Annotated in this window: 27 protein-coding genes; 14 read left to right on the top strand and 13 right to left on the bottom strand. The window is 62.6% G+C overall.

Annotated features, from left to right (window positions below; all coding sequences use genetic code 11):
• The first annotated feature begins 162 nt into the window (after positions 1 to 162).
• Entirely contained in the window at positions 163 to 1,170 is a 1,008-nt protein-coding gene (locus tag ACSSVH_RS22745; protein ID WP_432754661.1) for a DUF6515 family protein, read from the top strand.
• Here ACSSVH_RS22745 and ACSSVH_RS22740 read toward each other — a convergent pair.
• Positions 1,167 to 2,060, bottom strand: coding sequence for a cation diffusion facilitator family transporter (locus tag ACSSVH_RS22740; RefSeq protein WP_169951167.1), 894 nt, complete (start codon positions 2,058 to 2,060; stop codon positions 1,167 to 1,169). The two genes, ACSSVH_RS22745 and ACSSVH_RS22740, sit on opposite strands and share 4 nt — an antisense overlap.
• 15 nt (positions 2,061 to 2,075) lie before the next feature.
• A complete protein-coding gene (locus tag ACSSVH_RS22735) occupies positions 2,076 to 2,495 on the bottom strand; it encodes a polyribonucleotide nucleotidyltransferase (protein WP_169951165.1) in 420 nt (139 codons plus the stop codon).
• A 235-nt stretch (positions 2,496 to 2,730) separates the two neighbouring features.
• Between ACSSVH_RS22735 and hrpB the strand changes: the two genes are divergently transcribed.
• Positions 2,731 to 5,238 (top strand): ATP-dependent helicase HrpB, encoded by a 2,508-nt coding sequence (gene hrpB / locus ACSSVH_RS22730; RefSeq protein ID WP_432754660.1) that lies wholly within the window; start codon positions 2,731 to 2,733, stop codon positions 5,236 to 5,238.
• 142 nt (positions 5,239 to 5,380) lie between these two features.
• On the opposite strand, the gene ACSSVH_RS22725 is transcribed toward hrpB, so the two are convergent.
• Together ACSSVH_RS22725 and ACSSVH_RS22720 are read right to left on the bottom strand one after the other, a co-directional pair.
• The gene (locus ACSSVH_RS22725; RefSeq protein WP_169951161.1) at positions 5,381 to 6,469 is read right to left on the bottom strand and encodes an endonuclease/exonuclease/phosphatase family protein; all 1,089 of its coding nucleotides are present in this window, start codon (positions 6,467 to 6,469) and stop codon (positions 5,381 to 5,383) included.
• 72 nt (positions 6,470 to 6,541) lie between these two features.
• Entirely contained in the window at positions 6,542 to 7,204 is a 663-nt protein-coding gene (locus tag ACSSVH_RS22720; protein WP_169951158.1) for a DUF7847 domain-containing protein, read from the bottom strand.
• A 169-nt stretch (positions 7,205 to 7,373) separates the two neighbouring features.
• Between ACSSVH_RS22720 and ACSSVH_RS22715 the strand changes: the two genes are divergently transcribed.
• The 3 genes from ACSSVH_RS22715 (at position 7,374) to ACSSVH_RS22705 (ending at position 9,298) form a co-directional block, all read left to right on the top strand.
• Positions 7,374 to 8,066, top strand: a complete 693-nt coding sequence (locus tag ACSSVH_RS22715) for a DUF2076 domain-containing protein (RefSeq protein ID WP_170056686.1) — start codon at positions 7,374 to 7,376, stop codon at positions 8,064 to 8,066.
• A gap of 118 nt (positions 8,067 to 8,184) precedes the next feature.
• Complete coding sequence (locus ACSSVH_RS22710; protein WP_032861784.1) at positions 8,185 to 8,661, top strand: NYN domain-containing protein; 477 nt, start codon at positions 8,185 to 8,187, stop codon at positions 8,659 to 8,661.
• A 25-nt stretch (positions 8,662 to 8,686) separates the two neighbouring features.
• Positions 8,687 to 9,298 carry a 3'-5' exonuclease gene (locus tag ACSSVH_RS22705; RefSeq protein ID WP_169951154.1) on the top strand — a complete coding sequence of 204 codons (612 nt, stop codon included), beginning with the start codon at positions 8,687 to 8,689 and terminating at the stop codon, positions 9,296 to 9,298.
• Positions 9,299 to 9,361: 63 nt separating this feature from the next.
• Here ACSSVH_RS22705 and ACSSVH_RS22700 read toward each other — a convergent pair whose 3' ends face one another.
• Positions 9,362 to 9,820: an Lrp/AsnC family transcriptional regulator gene (locus tag ACSSVH_RS22700; protein WP_169951152.1), complete on the bottom strand. Its 459-nt coding sequence runs from the start codon at positions 9,818 to 9,820 to the stop codon at positions 9,362 to 9,364.
• Positions 9,821 to 9,979: 159 nt separating this feature from the next.
• Between ACSSVH_RS22700 and yedA the strand changes: the two genes are divergently transcribed.
• Positions 9,980 to 10,876: a drug/metabolite exporter YedA gene (yedA, locus tag ACSSVH_RS22695; protein ID WP_170041683.1), complete on the top strand. Its 897-nt coding sequence runs from the start codon at positions 9,980 to 9,982 to the stop codon at positions 10,874 to 10,876.
• 48 nt (positions 10,877 to 10,924) lie between these two features.
• Complete coding sequence (gene rhlE1, locus ACSSVH_RS22690; RefSeq protein WP_169951146.1) at positions 10,925 to 12,256, top strand: RNA helicase RhlE1; 1,332 nt, start codon at positions 10,925 to 10,927, stop codon at positions 12,254 to 12,256.
• Positions 12,257 to 12,375: 119 nt separating this feature from the next.
• Here the strand turns inward: rhlE1 and ACSSVH_RS22685 are convergent, their stop codons facing one another.
• Both ACSSVH_RS22685 and ACSSVH_RS22680 read right to left on the bottom strand, forming a co-directional pair.
• Positions 12,376 to 13,611 carry a TIGR03862 family flavoprotein gene (locus ACSSVH_RS22685; protein ID WP_492633768.1) on the bottom strand — a complete coding sequence of 412 codons (1,236 nt, stop codon included), beginning with the start codon at positions 13,609 to 13,611 and terminating at the stop codon, positions 12,376 to 12,378.
• 172 nt (positions 13,612 to 13,783) lie between these two features.
• Complete coding sequence (locus tag ACSSVH_RS22680) at positions 13,784 to 14,704, bottom strand: histone deacetylase family protein (RefSeq protein ID WP_169951142.1); 921 nt, start codon at positions 14,702 to 14,704, stop codon at positions 13,784 to 13,786.
• Between the two features lie 75 nt (positions 14,705 to 14,779).
• On the opposite strand from ACSSVH_RS22680, the gene ACSSVH_RS22675 reads away from it, so the two are divergent.
• From ACSSVH_RS22675 to ACSSVH_RS22665, 3 genes are all read left to right on the top strand, one after another.
• A complete protein-coding gene (locus tag ACSSVH_RS22675; protein WP_169951140.1) occupies positions 14,780 to 15,349 on the top strand; it encodes a GNAT family N-acetyltransferase in 570 nt (189 codons plus the stop codon).
• Positions 15,350 to 15,420: 71 nt separating this feature from the next.
• Positions 15,421 to 16,290 carry an acyl-CoA thioesterase II gene (gene tesB / locus ACSSVH_RS22670; RefSeq protein WP_169951138.1) on the top strand — a complete coding sequence of 290 codons (870 nt, stop codon included), beginning with the start codon at positions 15,421 to 15,423 and terminating at the stop codon, positions 16,288 to 16,290.
• Positions 16,287 to 16,874: an HAD family hydrolase gene (locus tag ACSSVH_RS22665; RefSeq protein WP_169951136.1), complete on the top strand. Its 588-nt coding sequence runs from the start codon at positions 16,287 to 16,289 to the stop codon at positions 16,872 to 16,874. The genes tesB and ACSSVH_RS22665 overlap by 4 nt, the downstream gene beginning before the upstream one ends.
• A 126-nt stretch (positions 16,875 to 17,000) precedes the next feature.
• On the opposite strand, the gene ACSSVH_RS22660 is transcribed toward ACSSVH_RS22665, so the two are convergent.
• The 3 genes from ACSSVH_RS22660 to ACSSVH_RS22650 all read right to left on the bottom strand — a co-directional run bounded on the left by ACSSVH_RS22660 (position 17,001) and on the right by ACSSVH_RS22650 (position 19,447).
• The gene (locus ACSSVH_RS22660; RefSeq protein ID WP_492633767.1) at positions 17,001 to 17,978 is read right to left on the bottom strand and encodes an alpha/beta hydrolase; all 978 of its coding nucleotides are present in this window, start codon (positions 17,976 to 17,978) and stop codon (positions 17,001 to 17,003) included.
• Entirely contained in the window at positions 17,979 to 18,866 is an 888-nt protein-coding gene (gene ypfJ, locus ACSSVH_RS22655; protein ID WP_029292172.1) for a KPN_02809 family neutral zinc metallopeptidase, read from the bottom strand. It lies immediately after the preceding gene.
• 167 nt (positions 18,867 to 19,033) lie between these two features.
• On the bottom strand, positions 19,034 to 19,447 hold the full coding sequence (locus tag ACSSVH_RS22650) for a hypothetical protein (RefSeq protein WP_169951132.1): 414 nt from the start codon (positions 19,445 to 19,447) through the stop codon (positions 19,034 to 19,036).
• A gap of 195 nt (positions 19,448 to 19,642) precedes the next feature.
• On the opposite strand from ACSSVH_RS22650, the gene ACSSVH_RS22645 reads away from it, so the two are divergent.
• Positions 19,643 to 20,521, top strand: coding sequence for a DMT family transporter (locus ACSSVH_RS22645; RefSeq protein ID WP_169951130.1), 879 nt, complete (start codon positions 19,643 to 19,645; stop codon positions 20,519 to 20,521).
• Between the two features lies 1 nt (position 20,522).
• Here ACSSVH_RS22645 and ACSSVH_RS22640 read toward each other — a convergent pair whose 3' ends face one another.
• Positions 20,523 to 21,857, bottom strand: a complete 1,335-nt coding sequence (locus tag ACSSVH_RS22640; RefSeq protein ID WP_492633766.1) for an MFS transporter — start codon at positions 21,855 to 21,857, stop codon at positions 20,523 to 20,525.
• A 254-nt stretch (positions 21,858 to 22,111) separates the two neighbouring features.
• Here ACSSVH_RS22640 and quiC point away from each other — a divergent pair, with 254 nt between their 5' ends.
• Positions 22,112 to 24,007 (top strand): 3-dehydroshikimate dehydratase QuiC, encoded by a 1,896-nt coding sequence (gene quiC, locus ACSSVH_RS22635; protein ID WP_492633765.1) that lies wholly within the window; start codon positions 22,112 to 22,114, stop codon positions 24,005 to 24,007.
• A 71-nt stretch (positions 24,008 to 24,078) separates the two neighbouring features.
• Positions 24,079 to 24,744 (top strand): TetR/AcrR family transcriptional regulator, encoded by a 666-nt coding sequence (locus ACSSVH_RS22630; protein WP_057958369.1) that lies wholly within the window; start codon positions 24,079 to 24,081, stop codon positions 24,742 to 24,744.
• 135 nt (positions 24,745 to 24,879) lie between these two features.
• Here the strand turns inward: ACSSVH_RS22630 and ACSSVH_RS22625 are convergent, their stop codons facing one another.
• Entirely contained in the window at positions 24,880 to 25,734 is an 855-nt protein-coding gene (locus ACSSVH_RS22625) for a shikimate dehydrogenase (RefSeq protein WP_492633764.1), read from the bottom strand.
• Positions 25,731 to 26,168 (bottom strand): type II 3-dehydroquinate dehydratase, encoded by a 438-nt coding sequence (gene aroQ, locus ACSSVH_RS22620; RefSeq protein ID WP_032861827.1) that lies wholly within the window; start codon positions 26,166 to 26,168, stop codon positions 25,731 to 25,733. The genes ACSSVH_RS22625 and aroQ overlap by 4 nt, the downstream gene beginning before the upstream one ends.
• A gap of 216 nt (positions 26,169 to 26,384) precedes the next feature.
• Here aroQ and ACSSVH_RS22615 point away from each other — a divergent pair, with 216 nt between their 5' ends.
• Positions 26,385 to 26,906, top strand: a complete 522-nt coding sequence (locus ACSSVH_RS22615; protein WP_032861829.1) for an RNA polymerase sigma factor — start codon at positions 26,385 to 26,387, stop codon at positions 26,904 to 26,906.
• Positions 26,907 to 26,945 lie beyond the last annotated feature (39 nt).

Genomic DNA, 26,945 nt, shown 5'->3' with positions numbered 1-26,945 from the left:
GTCATAAGCGTTGAGCCAGGACGAAGTTCTCAAGGGGCGACCGACGGGTCGCCCCTTTTCTTTTGCCGGCGAAAATTGTGCGGGTGACTGATAACCTGTTGCAGAACCGGGCCCGGCTTTTCCAGTCTCATGCATAGGCCCTAATCCGCAGTGAGGAATAGCATGAAGCCCATCTGGCGTTTGGCAGGTGTAGGTGTGTTGATGGTCACCATGGGTTTTCAGGTGATGGCCGACGAACGAGACAATGCACCCCGCCAGGGCCAAGGCCCGCAGGGTGGTGGTGGGCAGCATGAGCGAGGGCCGGGGAACAACCAGCCGCGCCCGGAACACAACCAGCCCCGCCCGCAAAACCAGCAGGGCGAGCGCGGCGGCCAGAATGGCCAGTGGCAGGCTCGTCCGCAAGGCAATCAAGCCCCGCACCCAGCACCCCAGGCGGGAAGCAATCTGCCGATCCAGGCCCGGCCCGATTCTGTCGGCCAGACCCAGGAGCCGCGCCAGGGCAACTACCGTGACATTCCCCGGCGCAATGATGGCAACCCGCATTGGCAAGCTGGCGGCCCCGGCTCGCGTCCTGGCTACGACGGCCACCCCAATGACAACCGCTGGCCAGGCCGCCCCGACGGGCACGGCAATGGCTGGGGCCCGGGCCCGCAGTATCGGCCCGGCTATACGGTGGACCGCTTCCCCGACCGCAATTACCGCGTGCCCTATCGCGGCCAGGATTATTTCTTTTCGGGCGGCTATTGGTATCGCCCCCAAGGCCCGCGCTATGTTGTGGTCACGCCGCCCTATGGGATTCGTGTGCATTACCTGCCGGACTATGCGCGGGAAGTGTGGGTCGGCAGCGCGCTGTTTTTCCTCGCCGCTGGCGCCTATTACAGCTACGAGAGCAGCACCCAGCAGTACGTGGTGGTGCAACCGCCGGTGGCCAGCCTGCCGCCGCAGCCGGCGCCCCAAGGCAATGGCTATGACGTGGTGGCCTATCCCGCCAACGGCCAATCGCCCGCCCAGGTGCAGCAGGACGGTTACGATTGCTATCGCTGGGCGGTGCAGCAGAGTGGCTTCGATCCCCAGGCAGTCACCTACGCGCCTGCGCCGGCGGTGGTGCAAACCTACCGCCAGGCCCAGGGCAACTGCCTGAGCAGCCGCGGGTATCAGGTGACCTACTAGGCCTTGTTCCCCGTGACCACTTCCTGCGGGTCGGCGTGCACCAGCACTTCGGCTCGTGGATAGGCCTGGTGGATGGCATCGGCGGCCTGGTCGCTGATGCCATGGGCCACCGACAGGCTCAACTCTCCCGGTAACTCCAGGTGCAACTGCACAAACCAGTGGTTGCCGGAGATTCGCGTGCGCAAATCGTGGGCGCCCAGCACGCCAGGCACGCCCTGGGCCAGTTCGAGCATGTGCTGGCTGACTTCGGCCGGCAGCTCTTCATCCATCAGCACCGCAAAGCTTTCCCGGGCGATCTGGATCGCGCTCCAGATGATGTAGACGGCGATCCCCAGGCCAAACCAGGCATCGACTTGATGCAAGCCGAAGGCGGCCAGCACCAGCGCCAATAGAATGCTGCCATTGAGCAGCAGATCCGAACGGTAGTGCAGCGAGTCGGCGCGCACCGCATTCGAGCCGGTTTCGCGGATGACCCGGTGTTGCAGGATCAGCAGCGCCACGGTCAGCGCCAGCGACAGCACAATCACCGCAATACTCAACCAGGGCGCACCCACCGGTTCCGGGTGCTGCAAACGCTGGTACGCCTGGAAGGCGATCAACACCGCACTGCCGGCGATAAACAGCGCCTGGGCCATGCCTGCCAGGGATTCCGCCTTGCCATGCCCATAACGGTGATCGTCATCCGCCGGGCGCAGTGCGTAGTGCACCGCCAGCAGGTTGACCAGCGAGGTCACGCCATCGAGCAGCGAGTCGGTCAACCCGGCGAGCATGCTCACCGAACCACTGAGCCACCAGGCGATGGCTTTGCCGACAATCAAGACACAGGCCACGCCGACCGAGGCGCGGGTAGCCAGGCGCAAGAGCCGGGCGTGTTCGGTGCTGGTGCTCATGGGGCGCTCAAATCCTTATGCCGCAGGTTGCAGGCCCAGGGCGGCGAGTTGTTGCACGCTGCCCTTGAACTGGATCAGGCGCGGGTCGTCCAGCGGCAGGCTGCGGCCGGTTTCGTGCTCGATGATGGTTTGCAGCTTGGTGTTATCCACCTTGCCGTCGGCGCCGATGGCTTCTTGCAGTTTTTCGGGGGCCACTTGTGCGGTTTTGCCGGGCTCGAAGTAAATCGCGCCGGTGGCGAAGTCCACGCCAAAGGCGATCAGGCCGGGGATCACATAAAACAGCAAGCCGACCGCATCGAGTACGGCAATTGCCGGGTCGATCTTGCCGTCGATCTGGCCACGGCGATCAGGATAGAAAATCGAACCGCAAGCCGTCAGTTGGCTCAGCAGGGTGACGGCCAGAACACCGCCGATGACACGGGAAGCAATACGCATGGGACTCTCCTGAACACTTGTAGGGTGTGACTATAAAGCAGATCTGCCTGGTGCCATCGCTCAAATGTGGGAGCCGGCTTGCCTGCGATAGCGGTGGGTCAATGAACAAATCCGCTACTGGCCCAGCGCTATCGCAGGCAAACCAACTCCCACATGTGGCCGTATTTGAGCACCTGAGAGACCATCGATATCCAGCCGTTCGCCGTTATACTCGCCGTTCTGCCTTGGAGCCAGTATGAATTCGTTGCCAATCGATGATGTTTTACCCGCCTTGCGTGAAGCCTTGGCGACGCGCCATGAAGCGGTGCTTGAAGCACCGCCCGGCGCCGGTAAAACCACACGGGTACCGTTGGCGCTGTTGCAGGAAACCTGGCTGGCCGGGCAAACCATCCTGATGCTTGAACCGCGTCGGCTCGCCGCTCGCGCCGCCGCCGAACGCCTGGCCAGTGAGTTGGGGGAGAAGGTCGGCGAAACCGTCGGCTACCGCATCCGCCTGGACAGCAAGGTCGGCCCCAACACGCGGATCGAGGTGGTCACCGAAGGCATCCTCACCCGCCGCCTGCAGGATGATCCTGCGCTGGACGGCGTGGGTCTGCTGATCTTCGACGAATTCCACGAACGCAGCCTCGACGCCGACCTGGCGCTGGCCCTGAGCCTGAACGGCCGCGAGCTGTTTCGTGACGAGCAGCCGCTGAAAATCCTCCTGATGTCCGCCACCCTCGAAGGCGAGCGCCTGTCGGGTCTGCTGGGCGACGCGCCGATCCTGCGCAGTGAAGGGCGCATGTACCCGGTGCAGATGCGCTGGGGCCGGCCATTCCAGCCCGGTGAATTTATCGAGCCGCGGCTGGTGCAGACCATCCTTGAAGCCCTGCACGACGAAACCGGCAGCGTGCTGGTGTTCCTGCCAGGGCAGGCGGAGATTCGCCGGGTCAATCAGCAGTTGGCGGACGCCCTCGGTGAGCGCAGCGACGTGCTGCTGTGCCCGCTGCACGGCGAACTCGACCTGACAGCCCAGCGGGCAGCCATCGACCCGGCGCCGGCGGGCAAACGCAAAGTGGTGCTGGCCACCAACATTGCCGAGACCAGCCTGACCATCAATGGCGTGCGGGTGGTGATAGACGCCGGGTTGGCACGGGTCCCGCGTTTCGACCCAGGCAGTGGCATGACCCGCCTCGACACCCAGCGCATCTCCCGTGCCAGTGCCACTCAGCGCGCCGGCCGGGCCGGGCGATTGGAGCCTGGCGTATGTTATCGCCTGTGGTCCGAAGACCAGCATGAAGGGCTGGCGGCCTATGGCAGCGCAGAGATCCTCTCGGCGGACCTGGCCGGCCTGGCCCTGCAACTGACGCGTTGGGGCGTGACGCCGACGCAACTGGTGTGGCTCGATGTGCCGCCCACCGCCGCCTATGCCCAGGCCCAGGATCTGCTTGAGCGTCTGGGCGCGTTGAAGGACGCGAGCTTGACCACCCACGGGCAGAAAATGGCCAGCCTGCCGGCGCACCCACGTATCGCGCATTTGTTGTTGCGCGGTCAGGACCTGGGGTTGGCGAATATGGCCTGTGATGTCGCCGCGCTACTGGGCGAGCGCGACATCCTGCGCGGCGCGGGCGCGGATTTGCACAGTCGCCTGGCATTGCTGTCCGGCGAGGAGCGGGCCCGTGGCACTCAAGGTGGCGTGCAGCGGGCCAGGCAGTTGGCGCGGCAATATCGCGGCTATCTCAGAGGCAAGGCCGAGCAACCGGTGGCCGATCCCGATCATCCGCGCTGGCTGGGTGCCTTGCTGGCGTTGGCCTACCCGGACCGGGTGGCCCAGCAACGCCGCGCCGGCGGCGCTGAGTATCGCCTGGCCAATGGCCGCGCGGCGCTGTTTGCCGAAGCCGACAGCCTGATGAAACAGCCGTGGCTGGTCATCGCCGACCTGGGCAGCCGCCAGGGGCAGCGTGAGGAGCGGATCTACCTGGCCGCCGACTTCGATCCGGCATTGTTCGATTCGGTATTGGCCGAGCAAGTGCGCAGCTTCGATCAGCTGGATTGGGACGAACGCGAAGGTGTATTGCGTGCCGAGCGCCAGCGCAAGGTCGGTGAATTGGTGCTCAGCCGCGAGCCACTGACTGGCCTGGACGAGTCCGCCCGCAGTCAGGCGCTGGTCAACCTGGTGCGACGCAAAGGCCTGGAACTGCTGCCCTGGACCCCGGAACTGCGCCAGTGGCAGGCCCGTGTCACGTTGTTGCGCCAACTGGACGCCGGCAAACCCAGCGAATGGCCCGACGTCAGTGACAGCGCCTTGCTCGCCAGCCTGGAGCGCTGGTTGATGCCGTACCTGGGCAAGGTCTCGCGCTTGAGCCATTTCGCCAACCTGGACATCTCCAGCTTCCTGCACAACCTGTTGCCCTGGCCGCTGCCCCAGCGCCTGGACGAATTGGCGCCCCAGCATTTGAAAGTGCCGTCGGGCTCATCGGTACGCCTGGACTACAGTGAGCAGCCGCCGATTCTTGCGGTGCGCCTGCAGGAGCTGTTCGGCCTGGCCGACACTCCGCGCATTGCCGGTGGGCGGCAGGTGGTGAAGTTGCACCTGCTGTCGCCAGCGCGGCGGCCGGTGCAGGTGACCCAGGATCTGGCGAACTTCTGGCGCAGTACCTACGCCGAGGTGAAGAAGGATCTGAAAGGGCGGTACCCCAAGCATTACTGGCCGGATGACCCGCTGGTGGCAGAGGCGACTGCGCGGATCAAGCCGCGCAAATAATCATGCTTAATATCCAAATGTAGGAGCTGGCTTGCCTGCGATAGCGGTGGGTCAGCTGGTCAGGTTCTGGCTGACAGACCGCTATCGCAGGCAAGCCAGCTCCTACACAAACCCTATTCCACATCCGGTTGTGTGCTGTGGGCTATTGCGCAGCGGGCAGCAGGAACCGCGCAATCACCGGCAGGTGATTGGAAATACGCAACGTATCGTCCTGCCTCACCCGCGCTTCAACCTTCTTCAGCCTAGGGCTATAGAACAGATAATCCACCGTGCGATCCGGCCCATCGAGGCCCGGGTCGTTGGGGAAGTGGGTCAGCCACTGCGCCCGGTCAATCCCGCTGGATTGGCTGTTGCTGGGGACCATCGGATATTTGTCCCACAGCAGATGCAGTTCACTGTCCGGCGAATACTGCCCGCGTCTGCCGGCGTCCAGGCGTAGGAATTGCCCCAGCGGCAGCAGGTTGAAATCCCCGCCAATCAGCCACGGCGTGCCCCGGCTTTCGAATTTATCCAGCAGCTTGATGGTCGCCTGCACCTGCTCGCGCACTGCGCTGTGGCCGGGTGCGGCGTTGTCCAGGCGAGTGTTGAGCACCGCCAGTTGGCCGCCGTCGCTCAACGGCAGGTAGCTGAGCAGCAACGCAGGCTTGGGCTGGAACTGACGGCTGATCAGGTTGGCCGGGGCCACCGGCAGTTGCAGGCGCTCGGCATGTTCGATCTGGTAGCGGCTCAGGGTCACCAGCTTGCGGCCAACACTGCCGAAGATATGCCAGTCGGGCACAAAGTCGGCTTTCCAGTCGAAGGCCTGGACGCTGCACGGATAGAGGTCCACCAGGCGCTCCTGGAGCAGCGCCAGTTGATCCTGGTAATGGGACGGCTTGGCGCCTTCGTCCAGTTCCTGCAGCAACAGCACGTCTGGCTGTTCGTCACGGATCACCCGCGCCACTTCGTCCAGGCTGGAGGCCATGTCTTCGATAGTGGGGCGCTCGTCCGGGCCGCTGCCGTCGGGGGTGTCGTACCAGAACACGTAGTTTTTGCCGGCCAGGTATTGCACGTTCCAGGTCATCACCTTGAGCGCCTGGCCGGGCAGCAGCGTCGGCGCACGCGGGGCGACACAGCTTACGGGCAAGGTCTCTTTTTCGGCGGGGCGCCAGGTCAGGCTGTAGACCAGGGCGGTCAGCAAGCCTGCGAGGATCAGCAGGCCTACCAGGGTGGTACGCAGTAAACGGGTCATCGGCTCGCCTTATGGCGCTGCTGGACAGGCCCCGAGCATACCCGACCGGTGGCCGGGAGCCCAAGGACCATGTTAGCGGGCGTCGGCATCACCGGCGATCAGCATGAACAGGCGGAACAGCACCACGCTGGTAAACAGCTGCAGGAAGCTGTGGGCACTGTCGATCAGCACCGCCAGCAACGGGTTCTGCGGGTCGGGCCAGGCCGCGACGCTGGCGCCCTTGAGCAGCCACAGCGGGGTCATCACGCACAACAGGCAGACCAGGATGCGCAGGAAATGCCCTCGGGTCAGGCGAAAACTTTCCTTCATCGCCGCCAGCGCCGTCATACCACGCAGTACCAGCAGGTATTCGGCGAAGGCCAGGGTGACCATCAGCCACAGCCCCGGCAGGAAATACAGCGACAGCCCGAGCAGGATCAGCAGGGTGCTCATGGCGGTCAGCAGCGCATAGCGGGGCCACAGGGTCAGCGCCATGGCCAGCACGTCGGCGGTGCGCGGCGACTCGCCACGGCTGCGGGCGTCGAGGAACAGGATCAGGGCGGCGGTGTACAGCGGGTACACCAGCAGGCCGACGATCATGCTGTAGCCGGTAAACGCGTGCGGGCCCAGGGTGCGATCGAGCACTTGTTGCAACACGGCTTCCAGGATCACCAAAGGCAGGCACAACTGTACGATGGCGCCCAGGTTGCGCTGGAAAAAGTAGAAAGAGTCGCGCAGAACGGTCAACGGATTCATCAAAGTCATCACAGGCCAAAAAAGCAGCGGACACTTTAACCGATCACCGACAAACGTAAACCTTGGGTAAAGATCATTGAAACGCCGCAGGCCAGCCCCATTACTGGTGGCGTACCTTGCCCAATGCGGGCGGGACGCAGATTTTTACCGGCAATCTAACGAGGTCGCCATGAACAGCGAAGAGCAAACCCTGATCGATGGACTGTTTTCACGGTTGCAGCAAGCCGAAACGGACTCAGCCCCCCGCGACGCCCAGGCAGAAGCGCGGATCAAGGAGCACATCACTCGCCAACCGGCCGCCGGGTATTTCATGACCCAGGCGATTCTGGTGCAGGAAGCCGCGATCAAGAGCCTGGATGCGCAGAACAAGCAGCAGGCGCAGCAGATCCAGCAATTGCAGGATGAACTACAACGGGCCAGGACAACGCCGCCGGCCACCAGCGGTGGTGGGTTCCTGTCGAGCATCTTTGGCACCAGCTCCCGCGAGCCGCAACCTGCGACCAGCGCGCCGGCATCGAACGCGGGTGGTTGGCGCGAGCCGACCCGGCCGGGTTTCAACAGCGCGCCTGCGCCGCAACAGAACTATCAGCAACCCCAGCAGGCGGCCCCCGCAGGTGGTGGCTTTCTTGGCGGCGCCCTGAAAACCGCAGCCGGCGTGGCCGGTGGCGTGATGCTGGCCCAAGGCATCAGCAGCCTGTTCAGCCACAACCAGCAACCGCAGGTAGTGGAAGAGATCATCCGCGAAGAGCCGGCGCCTGCCAGTGACAACAGCGGCTGGGGCAATGACAGCGCGGACACCTACGCCGACAGTGGTTATGCCGACGATTCCTCCTTCCTTGGCGACGACGACTCCTTCGTCTGACACACACTGAACCGGGGCGCGCTGTCGCCCCGGTCTGATTTTTCTCGGAAACCTCCTCTTGACTGGCATACTGACGGCCTTTGCGGGCCATCACGTCCCCGTGCCATGAGGATATGCGGTGAAAAAAATAGCAGTGTTCGCCGATGTCCAGAACCTCTACTACACCGTGCGCCAGGCCTACGGCTGCCACTTCAACTACGCCGCCCTGTGGGCTGATATCAGCCAGCGCGGGCAGATCGTCGAAGCGTATGCCTATGCCATCGACCGTGGCGACAGCAAGCAGCAGCAATTCCAGCAGATCCTGCGCAACCTGGGCTTTACCGTGAAGCTCAAGCCGTACATCCAGCGCAGCGACGGCTCGGCCAAGGGCGACTGGGACGTGGGCATCACCATCGACATCATGGACGCCGCCGCCCATGTCGACGAAGTGGTGCTGGCCTCGGGGGATGGAGACTTCGACATGTTGCTCGATCGCATCATCCACAAGCATGGCGTCGAAGCCGTGGCCTACGGCGTGCCGGGGCTGACGGCCAACTCGTTGATTCGCGCGGCCAGCCGCTACGTGCCTATCGAAGGCGCGTTGTTGCTCAAATAGATTTTCAGATGGGGTTGGAACAGGTTTGGAACGTATAGCGGTCATCGACTTTGAAACCACCGGCATCTCGCCGAGCAGCAGTTGCCGGGCCACGGAAATCGCCGTGGTCATCCTGGAGCAGGGCCAGATCGTGGACCGCTACCAAAGCCTGATGAACGCCGGCGTACGCGTGCCGGGGTTTATCGAGCAACTGACCGGCATCAGCAACGCCATGCTGCGCAGCGCACCGCCGGCCGAGCGGGTGATGAACGAGGTCAATGAATTCGTCGGCACTACACCGCTGTTGGCGCACAACGCCGCGTTCGACCAGAAGTTCTGGGACTTCGAGCTGGGCCTGATCCGCCGCACCCGCCTGCAAAAATTCGCCTGCTCGTTGCTCCTGGCCCGCCGGCTGATGCCCACGGCGCCCAACCACAAACTCGGCACCCTGACGTCCTACGCGCAACTGCCCCACACCGGCAAGGCTCACCGGGCGATGGCGGATGCGGAAATGGCGGCCAACCTCACCGCCCACCTGGCCCAGGAACTGCGCCGCACCCACGGCTTGCGCGAGCTGTCCCATGATCTGCTGTGCAGCTTGCAGAAAGTACCGGCGGCGAAGATCACTGATCATCTGAAGAAACATCGCGGGTTCTGATCCCAATCCTGAGAACAACCAAGACCACGCTGTGGGAGCGGGCTTGCCCGCGATGGCGCCCGCTCAGGCACCGCCATTCTTCCCCTCCAAATGCCCCAGCGGCACCCGCCGCGCTATGGCGCTCGACAAGATGATCGAGGTCTTGCTGAAGCCGAACTTCGCCACCCGGTTGATCAGGTTTTCCAGTTCCGGCATCGAGCCCACCGCCGCCTGCATGATCACGCATGGGTCCCCGGTGACTCGGTGGCATTCGGTCAGCTCGGGGATTTCTGCCAGTGCGTCGTACACCTTCTGGCTGCCGTTGTTGGTCAAGCGCAATTCGATCGTGCACTGGATCGGCAAGCCGATCTTGGACAGGTCCACTTTGGCCTGGTAGCCGGTGATCACGCCGCTGGCTTCCAGCTTGGCCACGCGCTCGGCCACGGCGGGGGCGGAGAGGTTTACGGTGCGGGCCAATTGCGCGTAGGTGGCGCGGCCATCCTCCAGCAGGGCGCTGAGGAGCATGCGGTCGTATTTGTCCATGATAAGGCTCTGGCAATAGGGGGCTTTCGAATACAAGGCTTATAGCCCTGATAACCATGATTTGAAAAGTGTATGGGCGCTTTAAACAGGTTTTGTAACTTATGTTTACGGGCGTGGATTCCTAAAATAGCGATCCCTTGTCCTGCCGCAGAGCTGCCCATGCCTGGCCCACGTCGTTTTCCCTTACCGTTGATCGCCGCTTTTTTTGCGTTGTACGTGATCTGGGGTTCCACCTACCTGGTGATCCGCATTGGCGTGGAGTACTGGCCGCCGCTGATGCTGGCGGGGATTCGCTTTTGTACGGCGGGGGCGCTGATGTATGGCTACTTGCGCTGGCGCGGGGTGCCGGCGCCGACCTGGGCGCAGTGGAAAGCCGCGGGCATGATCGGCATCTTGCTGCTGACCTTCGGTAACGGCGCGGTGAGTGTGGCTGAACACACTGGCGTGACCTCCGGTGTCGCCGCGCTGGCGGTGGCGACGGTGCCGTTGTTTACCTTGCTCTGTGGATATTTCTGGGGCGCGCGTAATACCCGTCTGGAGTGGGCCGGGGTGATTCTGGGGATGATCGGCATCGCCATGCTCAATATGGGCTCCAACCTGCAATCGAGCCCGCTGGGTGCTGGTTTGCTGTTGTTCGCCGCCGCTTCCTGGGCTTTTGGTTCGGTATGGAGCCGGCACTTGCCGTTGCCGCAGGGCGCCATGGCCAGCGCCGCAGAAATGCTGATCGCGGGCGTGGTGCTGTTGATCGGCAGCGCGCTCAAGGGTGAGCACCTTGACGCGATGCCCCCGGTGGAGGGCTGGCTGGCCCTGGCTTACCTGACCGTATTTGGCTCGATCATCGCCTTCAACGCTTACATGTACTTGCTCAAGCACGTGCGTCCGGCAGCGGCCACCAGCTATGCCTACGTCAACCCGGCAGTGGCGGTGTTGCTGGGGATTGTGTTTGTCGGCGAGACCATCGGCCTGGAAGAAGCCCTGGCGATGCTGGTGATTATCAGCGCCGTGTTGCTGATCAGCCTACCCCAGTGGCGCAAGCCGAAGCCGGAAATAAGGTAAACTGCCGCGCATTACGCCCTTGCGCTGAATTTTTCCTACGGTAAACACATGACTTTCGCCACACTTGGCCTGATCGAACCCTTGCTGCGCGCCCTCGAGGCGCTTGGCTACCAGACCCCGACGCCGGTGCAGGCGCAAGCCATTCCGGCGGTGCTGGCCGGTCGCGACCTGATGGCTGCGGCCCAGACCGGCACCGGCAAGACCGCCGGTTTCGCCGTGCCGCTCCTGCAACTGCTGACCCTGGAAGGGCCAAAAGTCACCGCCAACTCGGTGCGCGCGCTGATCCTGTGCCCAACCCGCGAGCTGGCCGAGCAGGTTCACGCCAGTGTTGCCCAGTACGCTGAACACCTGCCCCTGACCACTTACGCGGTGTATGGCGGCGTCAGCATCAACCCGCAGATGATGAAGCTGCGCAAGGGTGTCGATGTGCTGGTGGCCACGCCTGGCCGGCTGATCGACCTGTTCCGCCAGAACGCGCTGAAACTCAATCAGCTGCAAACCCTGGTGCTGGATGAAGCCGACCGCATGCTCGACCTGGGCTTCTCCGAAGAGCTGGCGAATATTTACCGCATGCTGCCGAAAAAGCGTCAGACCCTGCTGTTTTCCGCGACCTTTTCCGATGATATCCGCCTGCTGGCCGGGCAGATGCTCAATGACCCGTTGAGCATCGAAGTCAGCCCGCGCAACGTCGCCGCCAACACTGTCAAGCAGTGGGTGGTGCCGGTGGACAAGAAGCGCAAGGCCGAGTTGTTTGTGCACCTGATGCGCAAAGGCAAGTGGAAGCAGGTGCTGGTGTTTGCCAAGACCCGTAATGGGGTGGATGCGCTGGTAGATAAGCTACAAGGCTTGGGGATCAATGCCGACGGCATTCACGGCGACAAGCCACAAGCCACGCGCCAACGTGCGCTGGATCGCTTCAAGGCCAGCGATGTGCAGATCCTGGTGGCCACCGATGTGGCAGCCCGTGGCCTGGATATCGAAGATTTGCCGATGGTGGTCAACTTTGACCTGCCGATCGTTGCCGAGGATTACATCCACCGTATCGGCCGCACTGGCCGGGCCGGCAACACCGGCGAGGCGATTTCCCTGGTATGTGCCGATGAAGTGAACATGCTCTCGGCCATCGAGATGCTGACCCGCCAGACCCTGACCCGCAAAATGGAGCAGGACTTCGAACCGGAACACCGAGTGCCGGACACCGACGCCAGCGGCCAGGTGGTGAAGAAGCCGAAAAAACCGAAGAAGCCCAAGACCTCCGGTGGTGGCGGCAAGCGCAACCTGGGCAAGTGGGTGGAGAGCGGTGACGTTGCGGCAGAGCCATCGATCAAGCCGGTGCGCAAGGTGCCTGTGTTTAATACCGGGCCGCGTAAGAAGAAGTAACTTCTTTGGCGCCTGTCAGGGCCTCATCGCAGGCAAGCCAGCTCCTACATTTTGATCTGTGAATACGTTCAAATGTGGGAGTTGGCTTGCCTGCGATGGCGGACTGGAACTCACCGCAACTATCGGCGCTGGAGCCACTCCAGCATGCCCCGCCCCGCCGCCCGCCCGCTGGCAAAACACCCCGTCAGCAGATATCCGCCCGTCGGCGCCTCCCAGTCCAGCATCTCGCCGGCACAAAACACCCCCGGCAATTGCTTGAGCATCAAACGCTCATCCAAAGCTTCAAACGGCACGCCGCCTGCGGTGCTGATGGCTTCGTCCATTGGCCGGGTTTTCACCAGGGTCAACGGCAGAGCCTTGATATCGACGGCCAATTGCTGCGGGTCGTTGAAGTGTTCGGCGGGCGCCAACTCGCGCAACAGCGCGGCCTTTACCCCATCCAGGCCCAACTGGCTGTGCAAATGCTTGCTCATCGAACGTGAGCCGCGGGGCTTGGCCAGTGCCGCCTGCACCTTATCCAGCGGCTTGCCCGGCAGCAGGTCGATATGCACGGTGGCTAAGCCTTCGCGGTTGATCCCTTCGCGAATCGGCGCCGACAGGGCGTAGATCAAACTGCCTTCGATACCCGTGGCGGTGATCACGCATTCACCCAAGCGAGGCTTGTCATCCGCGAGGCCAATGGCGACGTTTTTCAACGGCGCGCCGGCGAATTTGCTCACCATCAATTCGCTCCAGGCTGACACCTCGAAGCCGCAATTACTCGGCTGCAGCGGGGCGTAGGGCACGCCTTGGTCTTCCAGCAACTTGAGCCAGGCCCCGTCCGAACCCAGGCGCGACCAGCTGCCGCCGCCGAGGGCCAGTAGCACGGCATCGCTGTGGACAGTTTTTTCGCCCTCCGGGCTATGGATAATTAAGCCGCCGTCGGCACTCCAGCCCAGCCAGCGATGGCGGGTGTGGATAACTACCCCCTGGTCGCGCAGGCGCTTGAGCCAGGCCCGTAGCAGCGGTGCGGCTTTCATATCGGTAGGGAATACCCGGCCAGAGCTGCCGACAAAGGTTTCAATGCCCAAGCCATGGATCCATTCGCACAACGCCTCGGCACCGAACTGGCGCAGCAAGGGGGCAATGTCCGACGCACGTTCAGCGTAGCGTGAGAGAAATGCCGGGTAGGCTTCAGAGTGGGTGATGTTCATGCCACCCACGCCTGCCAGCAGGAACTTGCGCCCCACCGATGGCATGCCGTCATACAGCTGCACCCCAACCCCGGCCTGGCTCAGGACTTCGGCGGCCATCAGCCCGGCGGGGCCGCCGCCGATGATCGTGACGTGAAAAGGTTGGGCTGGGATCTGGGGCATGGGGGTGACTGCGGTTCGGCGAAGTAGGGCGAGCATTCTACCCGAGGACCGCCAAACTGCCTGATCAAAAAACGTACACCTTCCTACAAGCTATGCGACGCCTGGCTTACAGGCGGTTACGCTCAAGTTATCCACAGGCCGTTCCACAGGCATTGTGGGTAACGCCCACGTTTCAATGACAACCTGATGACGTCCACACCCGCTGTGCACTGTGGTGCAGGATGCCGTGGCGGCGGGCCAGGGCGTGGCGGTCCTTGCTGTAGCCGCCACCGATCACGCCCACCACTGGGATGTCGCGGCCCAGGCAATGGCGCATCACGCTTTCGTCACGGGCGGCGACGCCGGCGTCTGTCAGCTTGAGGTAGCCGAGGGCGTCGTCCTTGTGCACATCCACGCCCGCGTCATACAGCACCAGGTCGGGCTGATACAAAGGCAGCAGGTAGTTGAGGGCATCGTCCACCACCGTGAGGTAGTCGGCGTCGCCCATGCCCATGGGCAGTGGGATGTCCCAGTCGCTGGTGGCCTTGCGCGCCGGGAAGTTCTTTTCGCAGTGCAGGGACACGGTAATGGCATCCGGCGTGTCGTGGAGGATGCGCGCGGTGCCATCACCCTGATGCACGTCGCAGTCGAAGATCAGTACCCGGTTGACTCGGCCACTGGCCAGTAGGAAATGGCTGATCACGGCCAAGTCATTGAAGATACAAAAGCCCGCCGGGTAATCGTAATGGGCGTGGTGGGTGCCCCCTGCCAAGTGGCAGGCCAGGCCGTGTTCCAGGGCCTGTTCGGCCGCCAGTAGCGAACCGCCGACCGCGCGCACGGTGCGTCGAGCCAGGGCTTCGCTCCAGGGCAGGCCCAGGCGCCGTTGGTCTTCGCGGGACAACTCACCGCTCATGTAGCGTTCGATATAGCCGGGGTCATGGGCCAGGGCGAGTACTTCGGCCGGGCACAACTGGGGGCGCAGCAGTTGGCTGTCCTGGGTCAGGCCGCTGTCGACCAGGTGATCGCGCAGCAGTCGGAACTTGTCCATGGGGAAGCGATGATCCGCCGGGAACTCGGGGCTGTAGTCGTCGTGGTAGATCAGTGGCAAAGGCATGGCAATTTCTGACAGGAACCAGCGAAGGATCTTAACAGCGCTGTACACTCACGCACATGGCAAGGGAGGGGAACGATGGAGCCGATACTGGAGTTGGAAAGCGCGCGCCTGGTGCTGCGCCAATGGCGCGACAGCGATTTGCCGGCGTTTGCCCGGATGTGCGCCGACCCGCAGGTGATGCGCTATTTCCCGGCCCCCCTGGACCGCCTGGAAAGCGCGGCATTGATCGGGCGAATACGTGGTCATTTTGCCGAGTATGGGTTTGGCCTGTGGGCCCTGGAGCGCAAGGACAGCGGCGAGTTTATCGGCCTGACGGGCTTGATGAATGTCGGCTTTGAAGCCGGTTTTACCCCGGCGGTCGAGATTGGCTGGCGCCTGGCCCGCGAGCACTGGGGCCTGGGTTTTGCCAGTGAGGCGGCCTGGACTGCACTGCGTTGTGGGTTTGACCGTTTGCAGTTGGAGGAGATCGTGGCGTTCACCACCGAGGCCAACCTGGCGTCGCAGAAAGTCATGCAGGCCATCGGCATGCATTACGATCCGGCGGCAGATTTTCAGCACCCAAGGCTCGCGGCGGATGATCCGCTGCGCCATCATGTGCTGTACCGCATCACCCGCGCCCAATGGTTGGATACGCTGCACGGATAGGCAGGCCGCCCGATGTTATTACCCGCCGCAGCCAAGACTGCGCGGTTTTGCCCTGTGTGAGGAGAATTTGAATGAGCCAAGTGTTGGAAGATCTGGTCGACTTGCTGACCCTGGAACCGATTGAAGAAAACCTCTTTCGCGGCCGCAGCCAGGACTTGGGCTTTCGCCAACTGTTCGGCGGCCAGGTATTGGGCCAGTCGCTGTCGGCAGCCAGCCAGACCGTCGAAGAAGCGCGGCATGTGCATTCGTTGCACGGCTATTTCCTGCGCCCTGGGGATGCCGGGCTGCCGGTGGTCTATCAAGTGGACCGGGTACGCGACGGTGGCAGCTTCAGCACGCGCCGGGTGACGGCGATCCAGAAGGGCAACCCGATCTTCACCTGTAGCGCCTCGTTCCAGTACGACGAAGAAGGCTTTGAGCACCAGACCACCATGCCGGTGGTGGTGGGCCCCGAGAACCTGCCATCGGAGCTGGAGCTGACCCAGCAGCGGGCGCACTTGATCCCCGAGGCCATGCGCGAAAAACTGCTGTGCCCCAAGCCGATCGAAGTGCGCCCGGTGACCGAAAAAGACCCGTACAACCCGCAGCCGTCCGATCCGGTCAAGTATGTGTGGTTCCGCGCCGATGGCGCCCTGGCCGATGCGCCCGCGCTGCATAAATACCTGCTGGCCTACGCCTCGGACTTCGGCCTGCTGACCACTTCGCTGCTGCCCCATGGCAAGACCGTGTGGCAGAAGGACATGCAAGTGGCCAGCCTTGACCACGCCTTGTGGTTCCACGCCGACCTGCGGGCCGATGACTGGTTGCTGTACGCCATGGACAGCCCGTGGGCCGGCAATTCCCGTGGGTTCTCCCGTGGCAGCGTGTACAACCGCGCCGGCCAACTGGTGGCCTCGGTGACCCAGGAGGGCTTGATCCGCCATCGCAAGGATTGGGCATGAGCCTGGCGCACGTTAAGCACTGGGTGTTTGATATGGACGGCACCCTGACCGTGGCCGTGCATGACTTTGCGGCGATCCGCGTGGCCCTGGATATTGCGCCTGCCGATGACATCCTCACCCACCTGGCCGCGTTGCCAGCGGCTGAGGCGGCGGCCAAACATGCCTGGTTGCTGGAACATGAACGCGAGCTGGCGCTGGGCTCGGTAGCGGCCACAGGCGCGGTGGAGTTGGTGCGCGACCTGGCGGCACGGGGCTGTCGCCTGGGGATCCTGACGCGCAACGCCCAGGAACTGGCGCACATCACCTTGAAAGCCATCGGCCTGGCGGACTGTTTTGCCGTGGAAGATGTGTTGGGCCGCGACGACGCACCGCCCAAGCCGGATCCCGGTGGCCTGTTGAAGCTGGCCCAGGCCTGGGAGGTGGCGCCCGCCGAGATGGTGATGGTGGGGGACTATCGCTTTGACCTGGATTGCGGGCGGGCGGCGGGGGCGCAGACGGTGTTGGTCAACGTTCCCGAAAACCCATGGCCGGAATTGGCCGATTGGCATGCCAAGGACTGCGCGGCATTGCGCCAGATGATCTAGCCAACCCCCCACAAATCACCGGTAGGAGCTGGCTTGCCAGCGATAACGGTGGGTCAGCCAATACAGATGTTGACTGATCCGTCGCTATCGCAGGCAAGCCAGCTCTTACATTTTTGATTAGGGGGATCAGTGGAACACGGCCTTCTGCCCCTCGGGCGAGGTGAACATCTTGTCGCCGTCATGCCCAACCCCTGGCACTTCAACCAACCTCTGGCTCAATTGCGGATGCCGCAGCTTGAGGTAGTCAAAATAGTTGTGCCCACGAATCAGCCGATAAGCCCCCTGGGTCTCTGCTGCGCAGCTCTTGTCCAGGGCCGGGTGGTTGGGGTCGGTATCCTGCTGGCCCAGCAGGTAAGTGATATCGCGCGCGACGTAGGCTTTTTCCAGTTGCTGGGGGCTTTGGCCATTGGCGTAGGCCGGCAGCTTTTGCATGCCGTACTTCCAATCATTGAAGTCCGGGCAACTGGCCGGGGCAAACTGCACCGGGCGTTGCGGGCTGAAGTAGGCGTAGGACGACGGGTTGGCGATCACATAGCGCAGGCTGATCCCCGCTGCTTGCAGCGCCGAGTGGTCATGGCCGGTCAGGGCAAAGCGCTGCACCACCTGCCCGCCACCGGAATGCCCGGCGACCACTATTTCCTTGAGGGCCGGGAACAGCTTGCGATTGCCCAAGTGCTTGATGATCTGGTCCAGGGCGCCGTAGGAACTGATCTGGCCATGGCCGATTGACGCCTCGCCAGCCATCCACCCATTGCCATGCCAGCGCAGCACGCTATCGCCCAGGTGATGGCGCTGGATATCGGCCGCGTTGAGAAACTGCGGCGCGATCACCAGGGTATTGGCACTTTGCCCGGCATGGGCCGCTGCGTCTTCGGCGCTTTTGAGGTAGGTCTGGGCGTTGCGCAGCCGGCCATGCACGATGATCAGCGCGCGGGTCACCTGCGGCAGTGGCTGGCGCCAGTCCTGGCTCAGGCCCAGGCTCAGGTCGCCGGCTTGCAGGGCGAAACGCTCGGGGCTGACCACCTTGACCGCCTGCCCGGCGGCGAAGGTGGTGGCAGAGCAGGTGACCATCAAGCCCAGCAGCCATGCGGATTGTCTGTTCATTTAAAGACTCTTGGCCGAAAACGTATCGCATTGGCTGATCTGGCCCTGGGCAAAGCCAGTCTTGAACCAGCGGACCCGCTGCTGCGAGGTGCCATGGGTGAACGAGTCGGGTACCACGCGGCCCTGGCCCTGTTGCTGCAGGCGGTCATCGCCGATGGCGTTGGCGGCGTTCAGTGCTTCTTCGATGTCGCCCGGTTCCAGCCAGTTCAGGCGCTTTTGCGCCCGGTTGGCCCAGACTCCGGCGAAGCAGTCGGCCTGTAGTTCCTGGCGCACCAGCAGGCCGCCATCGCCTTGCATCTGCCGGCCTTGCTGGCGCGCGACCTGGATCTTCGACGAAATCCCCAGCAGGGTCTGCACGTGGTGGCCGACTTCGTGGGCAATCACATAGGCCTGGGCAAAGTCGCCGGCCGCCTGGAAGCGCTGGGACATTTCCCGGAAGAAATCCAGGTCCAGGTAGACCTGCTGGTCGGCCGGGCAGTAGAACGGGCCGCTGGCGGAGGTCGCGCCACCGCAGGCGGAATTCACCCGGCCACGGAACAGGATCAACTTGGGGTTCTTGTAGGCCAGGCCGTTTTCCTGGAACACCTGGCCCCAGGTGTCTTCGGTGTCGCCCAGTACGGCGCGTACGAAGTCTGCCTGCTCATCATTGGCGGGCGGTGCCTGGCGTGTTTGCGGGCTGACCGAAGGGGCCTGCTCGGTCATCTGGCCGCTCAGTTGCCCGAGGATCTGCATCGGGTCCTGGCCGGTGAGCAGGCCGATGCCGACGATCAGTACGATGGCGGTCAGGCTCAGGCCCTTACCGCCGCCAAAGCGCATGCCGCCGCCACCGCCGCCGTCATTGCGCGCGTCGACCACGTTGTCACTGCGTCGACCCTTTTTCCATAGCATGGGGCAATCCTCTTGATGTACCTGTTTGCACCGCGTTTTTGTAGGAGCCGGCTTGCCGGCGATGGTCGTCAACGATGATGTTGGCTACCTGACGCCCCGCGCGCTAAATCGGCCGCTATCGCCGGCAAGCCGGCTCCTACAGTGGGGGTTGTGATTGAGTATGGCCGTTATTCGCGGCAATACCCTTCGCCCGTATTGACCACCAGGCAATCTTTTTTATCTGCCAGCCATTTCAAGCCAGTGGCTGCGCCGTCGCCGGCACGCAGCATCTGCGGGCCGTCCGGGCGGTTGAAGGTGATGCCGTCTTCGCTGGCCTCACCTTTAAACGTGCCGGAGGCGTCGGCATCCAGGCCGTATTGCATGCTCAGCAGGTAATGCCCGCGGCCGATGCTGTCGTCCTTGCTGACGGTCAGGTGCAGGCCTTCGACGCCGATCCACTTGCCGACCCATTTGTCGGTGGGCGGGGTTTGCGGCACCAGGGTCGCCTGGACCGATGGCGGTGCGGGCTTCGGGGCCTCGGGGGCTTTATCGCAGGCGCTGAGCAGGGCGAGGGTCGAAAGGAGCAACAGGGTTTTTTTCATCGGGGATTGGCCTTGGTTAAAAAGCCTGCAATGGCAGGCTGGCGTGCAGCGTTGGACTGGGTTTGGGCGAATTAGTGCGCTGATCGCCCGCTGTTTGGTTATGCTCTTGAGACCGATGCACCACCCGCTCTAGATTAGCGCGTTGAGTGCCACTGCTTGCGGCGGTCATTTCAGCCTGTCACGCACGAGAATTCAATGACCCTCAGCACCCCTCTTTCCGGCGTCAACCATCCCTTCAAGGGCATCGTGCTGATTGTGCTGGCGACGTTTTTGTTTTCCAGCCACGACGCCTTGTCCAAATACCTCGCCGGCTTCTATCCGATCGTGATGGTGGTGTGGGCCCGCTACATGGTGCATACGCTGCTGATGGCGGGGATTTTCCTGCCGCAATCGGGCCTGCGTGTGCTGCGCAGCAAGCGCCCGTTGTTGCAGGTGGCCAGGGCCTTGTGCCTGTTGGGTACCAGCCTGTTTTTTACCGCAGCCCTGCATTACATCCCGCTGGCGGAGGCCACGGCGGTGAACTTCCTCGCGCCGATCCTGGTGACGGCCCTGTCGGTTCCGCTGCTGGGCGAGCATGTAACGCGTGGCCAGTGGCTGGCGGTGATCTGCGGGTTTGTCGGGGTGATCATCATCGTGCACCCGGGCGGTGAGTTGTTCACCCCGGCGGTGTTGTTGCCGTTGGTCTCGGCGTTGTTCTTCTGCTTCTACCAACTGCTGACCCGTATCCTCAGCCAGTACGACAGCCCGACCACCAGCAACTTCTTCGCCGGCCTGTGCAACACCCTGGTGATGAGCGCGCTGGTGCCGTTTTTCTGGGAGGTGCCGAGCCTGGGCCACGGCCTGTTGATGCTGGCGCTGGGGACCTGCGGGATGACCGCGCACTTGATGCTGACCCAGGCCTTCCGCTTTGCCGCGCCGGCCTTGCTGGCACCGTTTGGCTATTGCCAGATCGTGTTTGCGGGGTTGTTGGGCTGGCTGGTGTTCAATCACACCCCGGACCTGACCACGGTGGTCGGGATCGGGGTGATCTGCCTGAGTGGCTTGGCCGCTGCCTGGCAGCAGCGGCGGCGTTGAGTCACACCGCGACGGTGGGGATCTTGCGCGGCGCCATGAAGTACATCCAGGTCAGGGCGATGAAGTACATCGCCGGGATCAGGGTGAACAGCACGGTGTAGTTGTTATGGGTCACGGTCAGGATATGGCCGACGATCTGCGTCATGAACATCCCGCCGATAGCCGCGCACATCCCGCCAAAGCCAAACACCGTGCTCATCATGTGCTTGGGCGTGTAGTCCATCACCAGGCTCCAGATGTTGGCAGTCCAGGCCTGGTGCGCGCCGATGGCCAGGGAGATGGCAAACACCGCGACCCACAGCTGGCTGGAACCTGCGGCCATGATCACGCCGACGATGCAGCAGGCAAACAGCAGCATCGACAGCAAGCGCGCCTTGATCGGCTGCATGCCGCGCCCGATCAGGAACGAGGACAGAATCCCGCCGCCCACACTGCCGAAGTCCGCCGTCAGGTAAATGATGATCAGCGGGATACCCATCTGCGTCACGTTGATCCCCAGGTTGTATTGCTGGTTGAGGAACGGCGGCAGCCAGTACAGGTAGAACCAGAACACCGGGGCGGTCAGGGCATAGGCAATAGCGAAGGCCCAGGTGCCGCGCATGCGCAGGATGCGGCTGAAAGGCACGCGGGGCTGTTCCGGCTCGACTTCCTGTTGCACGTAGTCCAGTTCTGACTGTTTTACGCTCGGATGGTCTTCCGGGTTGTAGTACTTCAGGCCCCAGAACACCAGCCAGATCCCACCCAGTGCCGCCATGCACAAAAAGGCGGCCTGCCAGCCCCACACATGCAGCACCAGCGGCAGCAACATTGGCGTGAGCATGGCGCCGACGTTGGTGCCGGCGTTGAAGATCCCGGTAGCCACTGCTCGCTCGCCGGCGGGGAACCACAGGCGGGTGGTCTTGACGCAAGCGGGGTAGTTGGCCGCTTCGGTCAGGCCGAGGATAAAGCGGCAGACCATAAAGCCTACCGCCGAGGTCGCCAGGCCGTGGGCGCCGGTGGCGATGCTCCACAACAGCACTGCGCAGAAGAACACGCGCTTGACGCCGACCCGGTCGATCAACCGGCCTTGCAACACAAAACCAATGGCGTAGCCGACCTGGAACCAGAAGTTGATGTTGGCGTAGTCCATCGCCGTCCAGCTCATCTCCTTGGCCAGGATCGGTTGCATCACGCCCAGGGCGGCGCGGTCGATGTAGTTCAGGGTGGTGGCGAAAAACACCAGGGACAGCATGCCCCAGCGGGTTTTGCCAACGGCGAGGGCGCCGCGAATCTTGTCGCCAATGGCCGCTTGCGGGTTGCCGGGGCGCGGGGCCACGGCGGAATTTTGCGAAGGCATGAGAGGTACCCGTTTTTTGAAATTTTTATGGTGTGTTCTGGGTCTTGATCACAGGTAGGCGCCTTGAGAAAACGGCCCTGGATGCGCAATCGATGGTGCGCAGTGGCTAAAAAATCGTCAATTCGCCAATCGCCATTGTGTTCGATAATCGCCCATAAAACTAACCGGTTGGTACATTTTAAATTGCTGCTTTATCGCGCGCGGCCAATAATTTGCCGCAAACAAGACCAGCCTTCATTGCCGGGAGTCACCCCATGCAACGTTCCATCGCCACTGTTTCCTTGAGCGGCACCCTGCCGGAAAAGCTCGAAGCCATTGCTGCGGCCGGGTTTGATGGGGTGGAAATCTTCGAGAACGACTTGCTGTATTACGACGGCAGCCCCCGTGAAGTGCGGCAGATGTGTGCCGACCTGGGCATTGCCATCACCTTGTTCCAGCCGTTTCGCGACTTTGAAGGATGCCGCCGTGAACGCCTGGCGCGCAACCTGGAGCGGGCCGAGCGCAAGTTCGACCTGATGCAGGAGCTGGGCACTGACTTGGTGCTGGTGTGCAGCAATGCCTCGGCGGATTCCACGGGCGAGCATTCGATCCTGCGTGATGACCTCAGCCTGCTGGCCGAACACGCCGGGCGCCGTGGCTTGCGCATTGGCTATGAAGCCCTGGCCTGGGGCCGGCACGTCAATACCTGGCAACAGGTGTGGCAACTGGTGCGGGAGATCGATCACCCGAGCCTCGGGGTGCTGCTGGACAGTTTTCATACCTTGTCGCTCAAGGGCGATCCGGCGGCTATCGCCCAGATCCCTGGTGACAAAATCTTCTTCGTGCAAATGGCCGACGCGCCGATCCTGGCCATGGACGTGCTGGAGTGGAGCCGGCACTTTCGCTGCTTCCCTGGCCAGGGCGAGTTCGACCTGCCGGGTTTTCTTGCGCCGATCATCCAGAGTGGCTACACCGGGCCGCTGTCCCTGGAGATTTTCAACGACGGCTTTCGCGCCGCGCCCACCCGGGCCAACGCGGCGGATGGTTTGCGCTCGCTGCTGTACCTGGAAGAGAAGACCCGCCAACGCCTGGAGCAGCAGGCCGCGCCGTTGGATATCCTGTTCGAGACCCCGGCCGCCAGCGAGTACGACGGTATCGAGTTCCTGGAGTTTGCGGTGGATGAAAACCTCGGCGCCCGGCTGACCCAATGGCTGCAACGCCTGGGCTTCGTCAAGGCCGGGCAGCACCGTTCCAAGAGTGTGAGCCTGCTGCGCCAGGGTGATATCAACCTGATCCTCAACTGCGAGCCGTACTCCTTTGCCCACAACTTTTTCGAGGCCCATGGCCCGTCGTTGTGCGCCACGGCGATTCGCGTCAAAGACAGCGCCAAGGCCCTGGAGCGGGCGGTGGCCTACAAGGGCCAGCCTTATCGCGGCCTGGTCGGGCCCAACGAACTGGAGCTGGCGGCGGTGCGTGCGCCGGATGGCAGCCTGATCTACCTGGTGGACCAGCATGCCGGTGGGATCTACGACACCGATTTCAACCTGCAAGCGTCCAGCACCAGCGGCGGCGGCTTGCTGCGCATCGACCATATGGCCATGGCTTTGCCGGCCGACAGCCTCGACAGTTGGGTGCTGTTCTACAAAAGCCTGCTGGATTTCGAGGCCGACGATGAAGTGGTGCTGCCGGACCCTTATGGCCTGGTCAAGAGTCGGGCGCTGCGCAGCCGCTGCAGTTCGATCCGCCTGCCGCTGAATATTTCCGAGAACCGCAATACGGCAATTTCCCACGCGCTATCGAGCTACCGTGGCTCCGGCGTGCACCACATTGCCTTCGATTGCGCGGACATTTTCGCCGAAGTCAGCCGGGCCAAGGAGGCGGGCGTGCCACTGCTGGATATCCCCCTCAACTACTACGATGACCTGGCAGCGCGTTTTGATTTCGACGATCAGTTCCTCAGCGAACTGGCGTACTACAACGTGCTGTACGACCGTGACGCCCAGGGCGGTGAGCTGTTTCATGTGTACACCGAACCGTTCGAAGGGCGGTTTTTCTTCGAGATCATCCAGCGCAAGAACGGCTACGCCGGCTATGGCGCGGCCAATGTGGCGGTACGCCTGGCAGCCATGGCGAAGTCGCGCAGCGGCGCGGTGCGCCAGGCCAAGTTGTAGGGCGTTGGCGCTTCCTTCGTGAGACGCGGCGGCCCATAATCACGGCCTGCATAAATGGCCGTGAGCGCACCATGACCCCGACGTCCGAACTGCCCGACGCCCCCCTGGCGCCGCGCAAGAGTCGCAAGAACAACCCGGAAAAAACCCGCGAGAACATTCTGCAAGAGGCCATTGTCGAGTTCGTGCAGCAGGGGCTTTCCGGGGCGCGGGTGGACGCCATCGCTGAGCGCATCCACACCTCCAAGCGCATGATCTATTACTACTTCGGCAGCAAGGAGCAGCTGTACGTCGAGGTCCTGGAAAAGCTCTACGGTGATATCCGCAACACCGAAACTCGGATGAACCTCACTGAACTGGAACCCCGTGAAGCGATCCGGCGCCTGGTGGAATTCACCTTCGATCACCACGACCAGAACGTGGATTTTGTGCGGATTGTCAGCATCGAGAACATTCACAACGCCGAGTATGTGAAACAGTCGGATGCGATCAAGGCGATGAACAGCAATATCCTGGAGGCGTTGGGCGCGACCTTGCGCCGGGGCGCGGAGCTGGGGGTATTTCGCGCGGGGCTGGAGCCGCTGGATGTGCATTTGCTGATCAACTCGTTCAGCTTTTACCGGGTGTCCAACCGGCATACCTTCAGTGAGATTTTTCAGATCGAATTGTCGGATGAAGCGATCAAGCAACGGCATCGCGCGATGATCTGCGAGTCGGTGCTGCGTTACCTACAGGCCTGATCCACCGCCGAATTCAATGTCGTGCGGGCTTGTGTGGGAGCTGGCTTGCCTGCGATAGCGCAATGTCAGTCAACATATTCTTGACTGGCATTGCGCTATCGCAGGCAAGCCAGCTCCCACATTAGGATCCGGTTTCTACAGTGAGGTATTCATGTGTTGGAAATGATCGAGCATCCTTTGTGCATCTGCTTTCTCACCACTGAACAACTCAAAGGCCTTCACCGCCTGGAACACCGCCATATTCCCTCCATCCAGCGTGCGGCAGCCCAAGGCCCGGGCGCTGCGCAGCAGCTCGGTTTCCAGCGGGAAGTAGACGATTTCCGCGACCCACAAATCTGCGCGTAGCAACACGGCTGGCACTGGCATGCCCGGCAGCTTGGCCATGCCCATGGGCGTGGTATTGACCAGCCCGTCAGCCGCCGCCATCGCGCTGTCCAGATCACTGGCGGCATGCGCGCGGCCGGGGCCGAAATGCTGGTTGAGGTTATCCGCCAGGCTTTGCGCGCGCCCATGGTCCACATCGAAAATACTCAACTGCCCGACACCTTCGGCCAGCAGTGCATGGGCCACTGCCGCGCCCGCGCCACCAGCGCCCATCTGCACCACGCGCTGGCGCGCAGCCTCATGCAGGCCACGGCGAAACCCTTCGGCGAAACCCAGGCAGTCGGTGTTGTGACCGATGCGCTTGCCATCGCGCCAGACCACGGTGTTGACCGCGCCGATGCCCTGGGCTTCGGGCGACAGCTCATCGAGCAACGGCAGGATCGCCTGCTTGCACGGGTAGGTGATGTTCAACCCGGTGAAGTTCATCTGCTCGGCGGCCTTGAGCAGCTCGGGTAGGGCGCTGTTGTCCAGTTGCAGCGGGTCCAGGTCGATCAGTCGATACAAGTAGCGCAGACCCTGGGCATCGCCTTCCTGCTCATGCAGGGCCGGCGTGCGGGACGCCTGGATGCCCGCGCCGATCAGGCCGGCAAGAATGCGCGGTTTCATTTGAGCTCCCGACTGAAATGTTCGAGGGCCAGGTGATAACCGTGGCTGCCAAACCCGGCGAGCACGGCCTTGGCGATAGGGGAAACAAAGGAGTGATGGCGGAAGGGTTCACGGGCATGCACGTTGGACAGATGCACTTCGATCACTGGCAGTTCACTGGCCACCAGGGCGTCGCGGATGGCCACCGAGGTGTGGGTCCAGGCCGCCGGGTTGATCACAATCCCGGCGCACCGGGCACGGGCGCCATGGATCCAGTCCAGCAACTCGCCTTCGTGGTTGGTCTGGCGAAATTCCAGTTTCAGCCCGAACTGTTCGGCACTGCGCCCACATAGCGCGGCGACGTCAGCCAGGGTCTCGTGGCCATAGGTGGCCGGTTCGCGGGTGCCGAGCAGGTTCAGGTTGGGGCCGTTGAGGACCAGTACGATAGGCGGCATGGGGATGTCTCCACTGTTGTTTTTATTGATGGAGACAAAATGTACTGAATGGTTAATTTGGTCAATTGGCCAGGCGCCATGCCGTGGATAACCGTTCGATTATCGAACGCTGAATACGGCCTGCCGGTACTGCCCAAGAGTTGATATCAATTGAAAATCATTCTCGACAACGCTTAAGATGCCCGCCTGTTTCCTTTACATCCCCAGGGAGTCGGTTTGTCGGACGTGGATCTCAAGGGCCTGTTTCTCAAGCATGCCGATACCCTGCGCCGGTATTTGCTGCGCAAGGTACGGGACCCTCAGTTGGCTGCGGACCTGGTGCAGGAGAGCTTCCTGCGCCTGGCGCAAAAGCCGTCCAGCGAGCGGATCGACAACTCCCAGGGTTATCTCTACCGCACGGCGAGCAATCTTTTGATCGACCATATCCGCCAGGAGGCCCGGCGCAAGACCGACTCCGTGCCCCATGAGGCGTTGGCCGAGATTGAAGATGAAGTGGCCGGGTTGGAGGCTCAGGCAATGGCGCAGCAACAGCGACAGGCATTGAAGCAGGCGTTGGCGGAACTGCCGGAGCGCACCCAGCAGATTTTCCGCCTCAACCGCGTCGAGGGCATGACCCACGCCCAGGTTGCGCGGCATCTTGAAATTTCCGACAGTTCAGTGCAAAAGCATCTGGCCAAGGCACTGGCGCATGTCATGCAGCGTTTGCGGGAGGGCGATGTGACGCCGTCCGACGAATGATTTACTGAAAAAACGCTGCTCAAACGTCACTGTTTCATA

The organism is Pseudomonas sp. HC1(2025), from assembly GCF_058742075.1.
Note: the sequence above shows the minus strand (reverse complement) of the source record. Positions and strands in the feature narration are given on the sequence as shown.

Bases quoted from the DNA above. Each gene is read 5' to 3' on its own strand.
- ACSSVH_RS22745 (WP_432754661.1), top strand. From the start codon at position 163: ATGAAGCCCATCTGGCGTTTGGCAGGTGTAGGTGTGTTGATGGTCACC.
- ACSSVH_RS22740 (WP_169951167.1), bottom strand. From the start codon at position 2,060: ATGAGCACCAGCACCGAACACGCCCGGCTCTTGCGCCTGGCTACCCGC.
- ACSSVH_RS22735 (WP_169951165.1), bottom strand. From the start codon at position 2,495: ATGCGTATTGCTTCCCGTGTCATCGGCGGTGTTCTGGCCGTCACCCTG.
- hrpB (WP_432754660.1), top strand. From the start codon at position 2,731: ATGAATTCGTTGCCAATCGATGATGTTTTACCCGCCTTGCGTGAAGCC.
- ACSSVH_RS22725 (WP_169951161.1), bottom strand. From the start codon at position 6,469: ATGACCCGTTTACTGCGTACCACCCTGGTAGGCCTGCTGATCCTCGCA.
- ACSSVH_RS22720 (WP_169951158.1), bottom strand. From the start codon at position 7,204: ATGAATCCGTTGACCGTTCTGCGCGACTCTTTCTACTTTTTCCAGCGC.
- ACSSVH_RS22715 (WP_170056686.1), top strand. From the start codon at position 7,374: ATGAACAGCGAAGAGCAAACCCTGATCGATGGACTGTTTTCACGGTTG.
- ACSSVH_RS22700 (WP_169951152.1), bottom strand. From the start codon at position 9,820: ATGGACAAATACGACCGCATGCTCCTCAGCGCCCTGCTGGAGGATGGC.
- yedA (WP_170041683.1), top strand. From the start codon at position 9,980: ATGCCTGGCCCACGTCGTTTTCCCTTACCGTTGATCGCCGCTTTTTTT.
- rhlE1 (WP_169951146.1), top strand. From the start codon at position 10,925: ATGACTTTCGCCACACTTGGCCTGATCGAACCCTTGCTGCGCGCCCTC.
- ACSSVH_RS22685 (WP_492633768.1), bottom strand. From the start codon at position 13,611: ATGCCCCAGATCCCAGCCCAACCTTTTCACGTCACGATCATCGGCGGC.
- ACSSVH_RS22680 (WP_169951142.1), bottom strand. From the start codon at position 14,704: ATGCCTTTGCCACTGATCTACCACGACGACTACAGCCCCGAGTTCCCG.
- ACSSVH_RS22675 (WP_169951140.1), top strand. From the start codon at position 14,780: ATGGAGCCGATACTGGAGTTGGAAAGCGCGCGCCTGGTGCTGCGCCAA.
- tesB (WP_169951138.1), top strand. From the start codon at position 15,421: ATGAGCCAAGTGTTGGAAGATCTGGTCGACTTGCTGACCCTGGAACCG.
- ACSSVH_RS22665 (WP_169951136.1), top strand. From the start codon at position 16,287: ATGAGCCTGGCGCACGTTAAGCACTGGGTGTTTGATATGGACGGCACC.
- ACSSVH_RS22660 (WP_492633767.1), bottom strand. From the start codon at position 17,978: ATGAACAGACAATCCGCATGGCTGCTGGGCTTGATGGTCACCTGCTCT.
- ypfJ (WP_029292172.1), bottom strand. From the start codon at position 18,866: ATGCTATGGAAAAAGGGTCGACGCAGTGACAACGTGGTCGACGCGCGC.
- ACSSVH_RS22650 (WP_169951132.1), bottom strand. From the start codon at position 19,447: ATGAAAAAAACCCTGTTGCTCCTTTCGACCCTCGCCCTGCTCAGCGCC.
- ACSSVH_RS22645 (WP_169951130.1), top strand. From the start codon at position 19,643: ATGACCCTCAGCACCCCTCTTTCCGGCGTCAACCATCCCTTCAAGGGC.
- ACSSVH_RS22640 (WP_492633766.1), bottom strand. From the start codon at position 21,857: ATGCCTTCGCAAAATTCCGCCGTGGCCCCGCGCCCCGGCAACCCGCAA.
- quiC (WP_492633765.1), top strand. From the start codon at position 22,112: ATGCAACGTTCCATCGCCACTGTTTCCTTGAGCGGCACCCTGCCGGAA.
- ACSSVH_RS22630 (WP_057958369.1), top strand. From the start codon at position 24,079: ATGACCCCGACGTCCGAACTGCCCGACGCCCCCCTGGCGCCGCGCAAG.
- ACSSVH_RS22625 (WP_492633764.1), bottom strand. From the start codon at position 25,734: ATGAAACCGCGCATTCTTGCCGGCCTGATCGGCGCGGGCATCCAGGCG.
- aroQ (WP_032861827.1), bottom strand. From the start codon at position 26,168: ATGCCGCCTATCGTACTGGTCCTCAACGGCCCCAACCTGAACCTGCTC.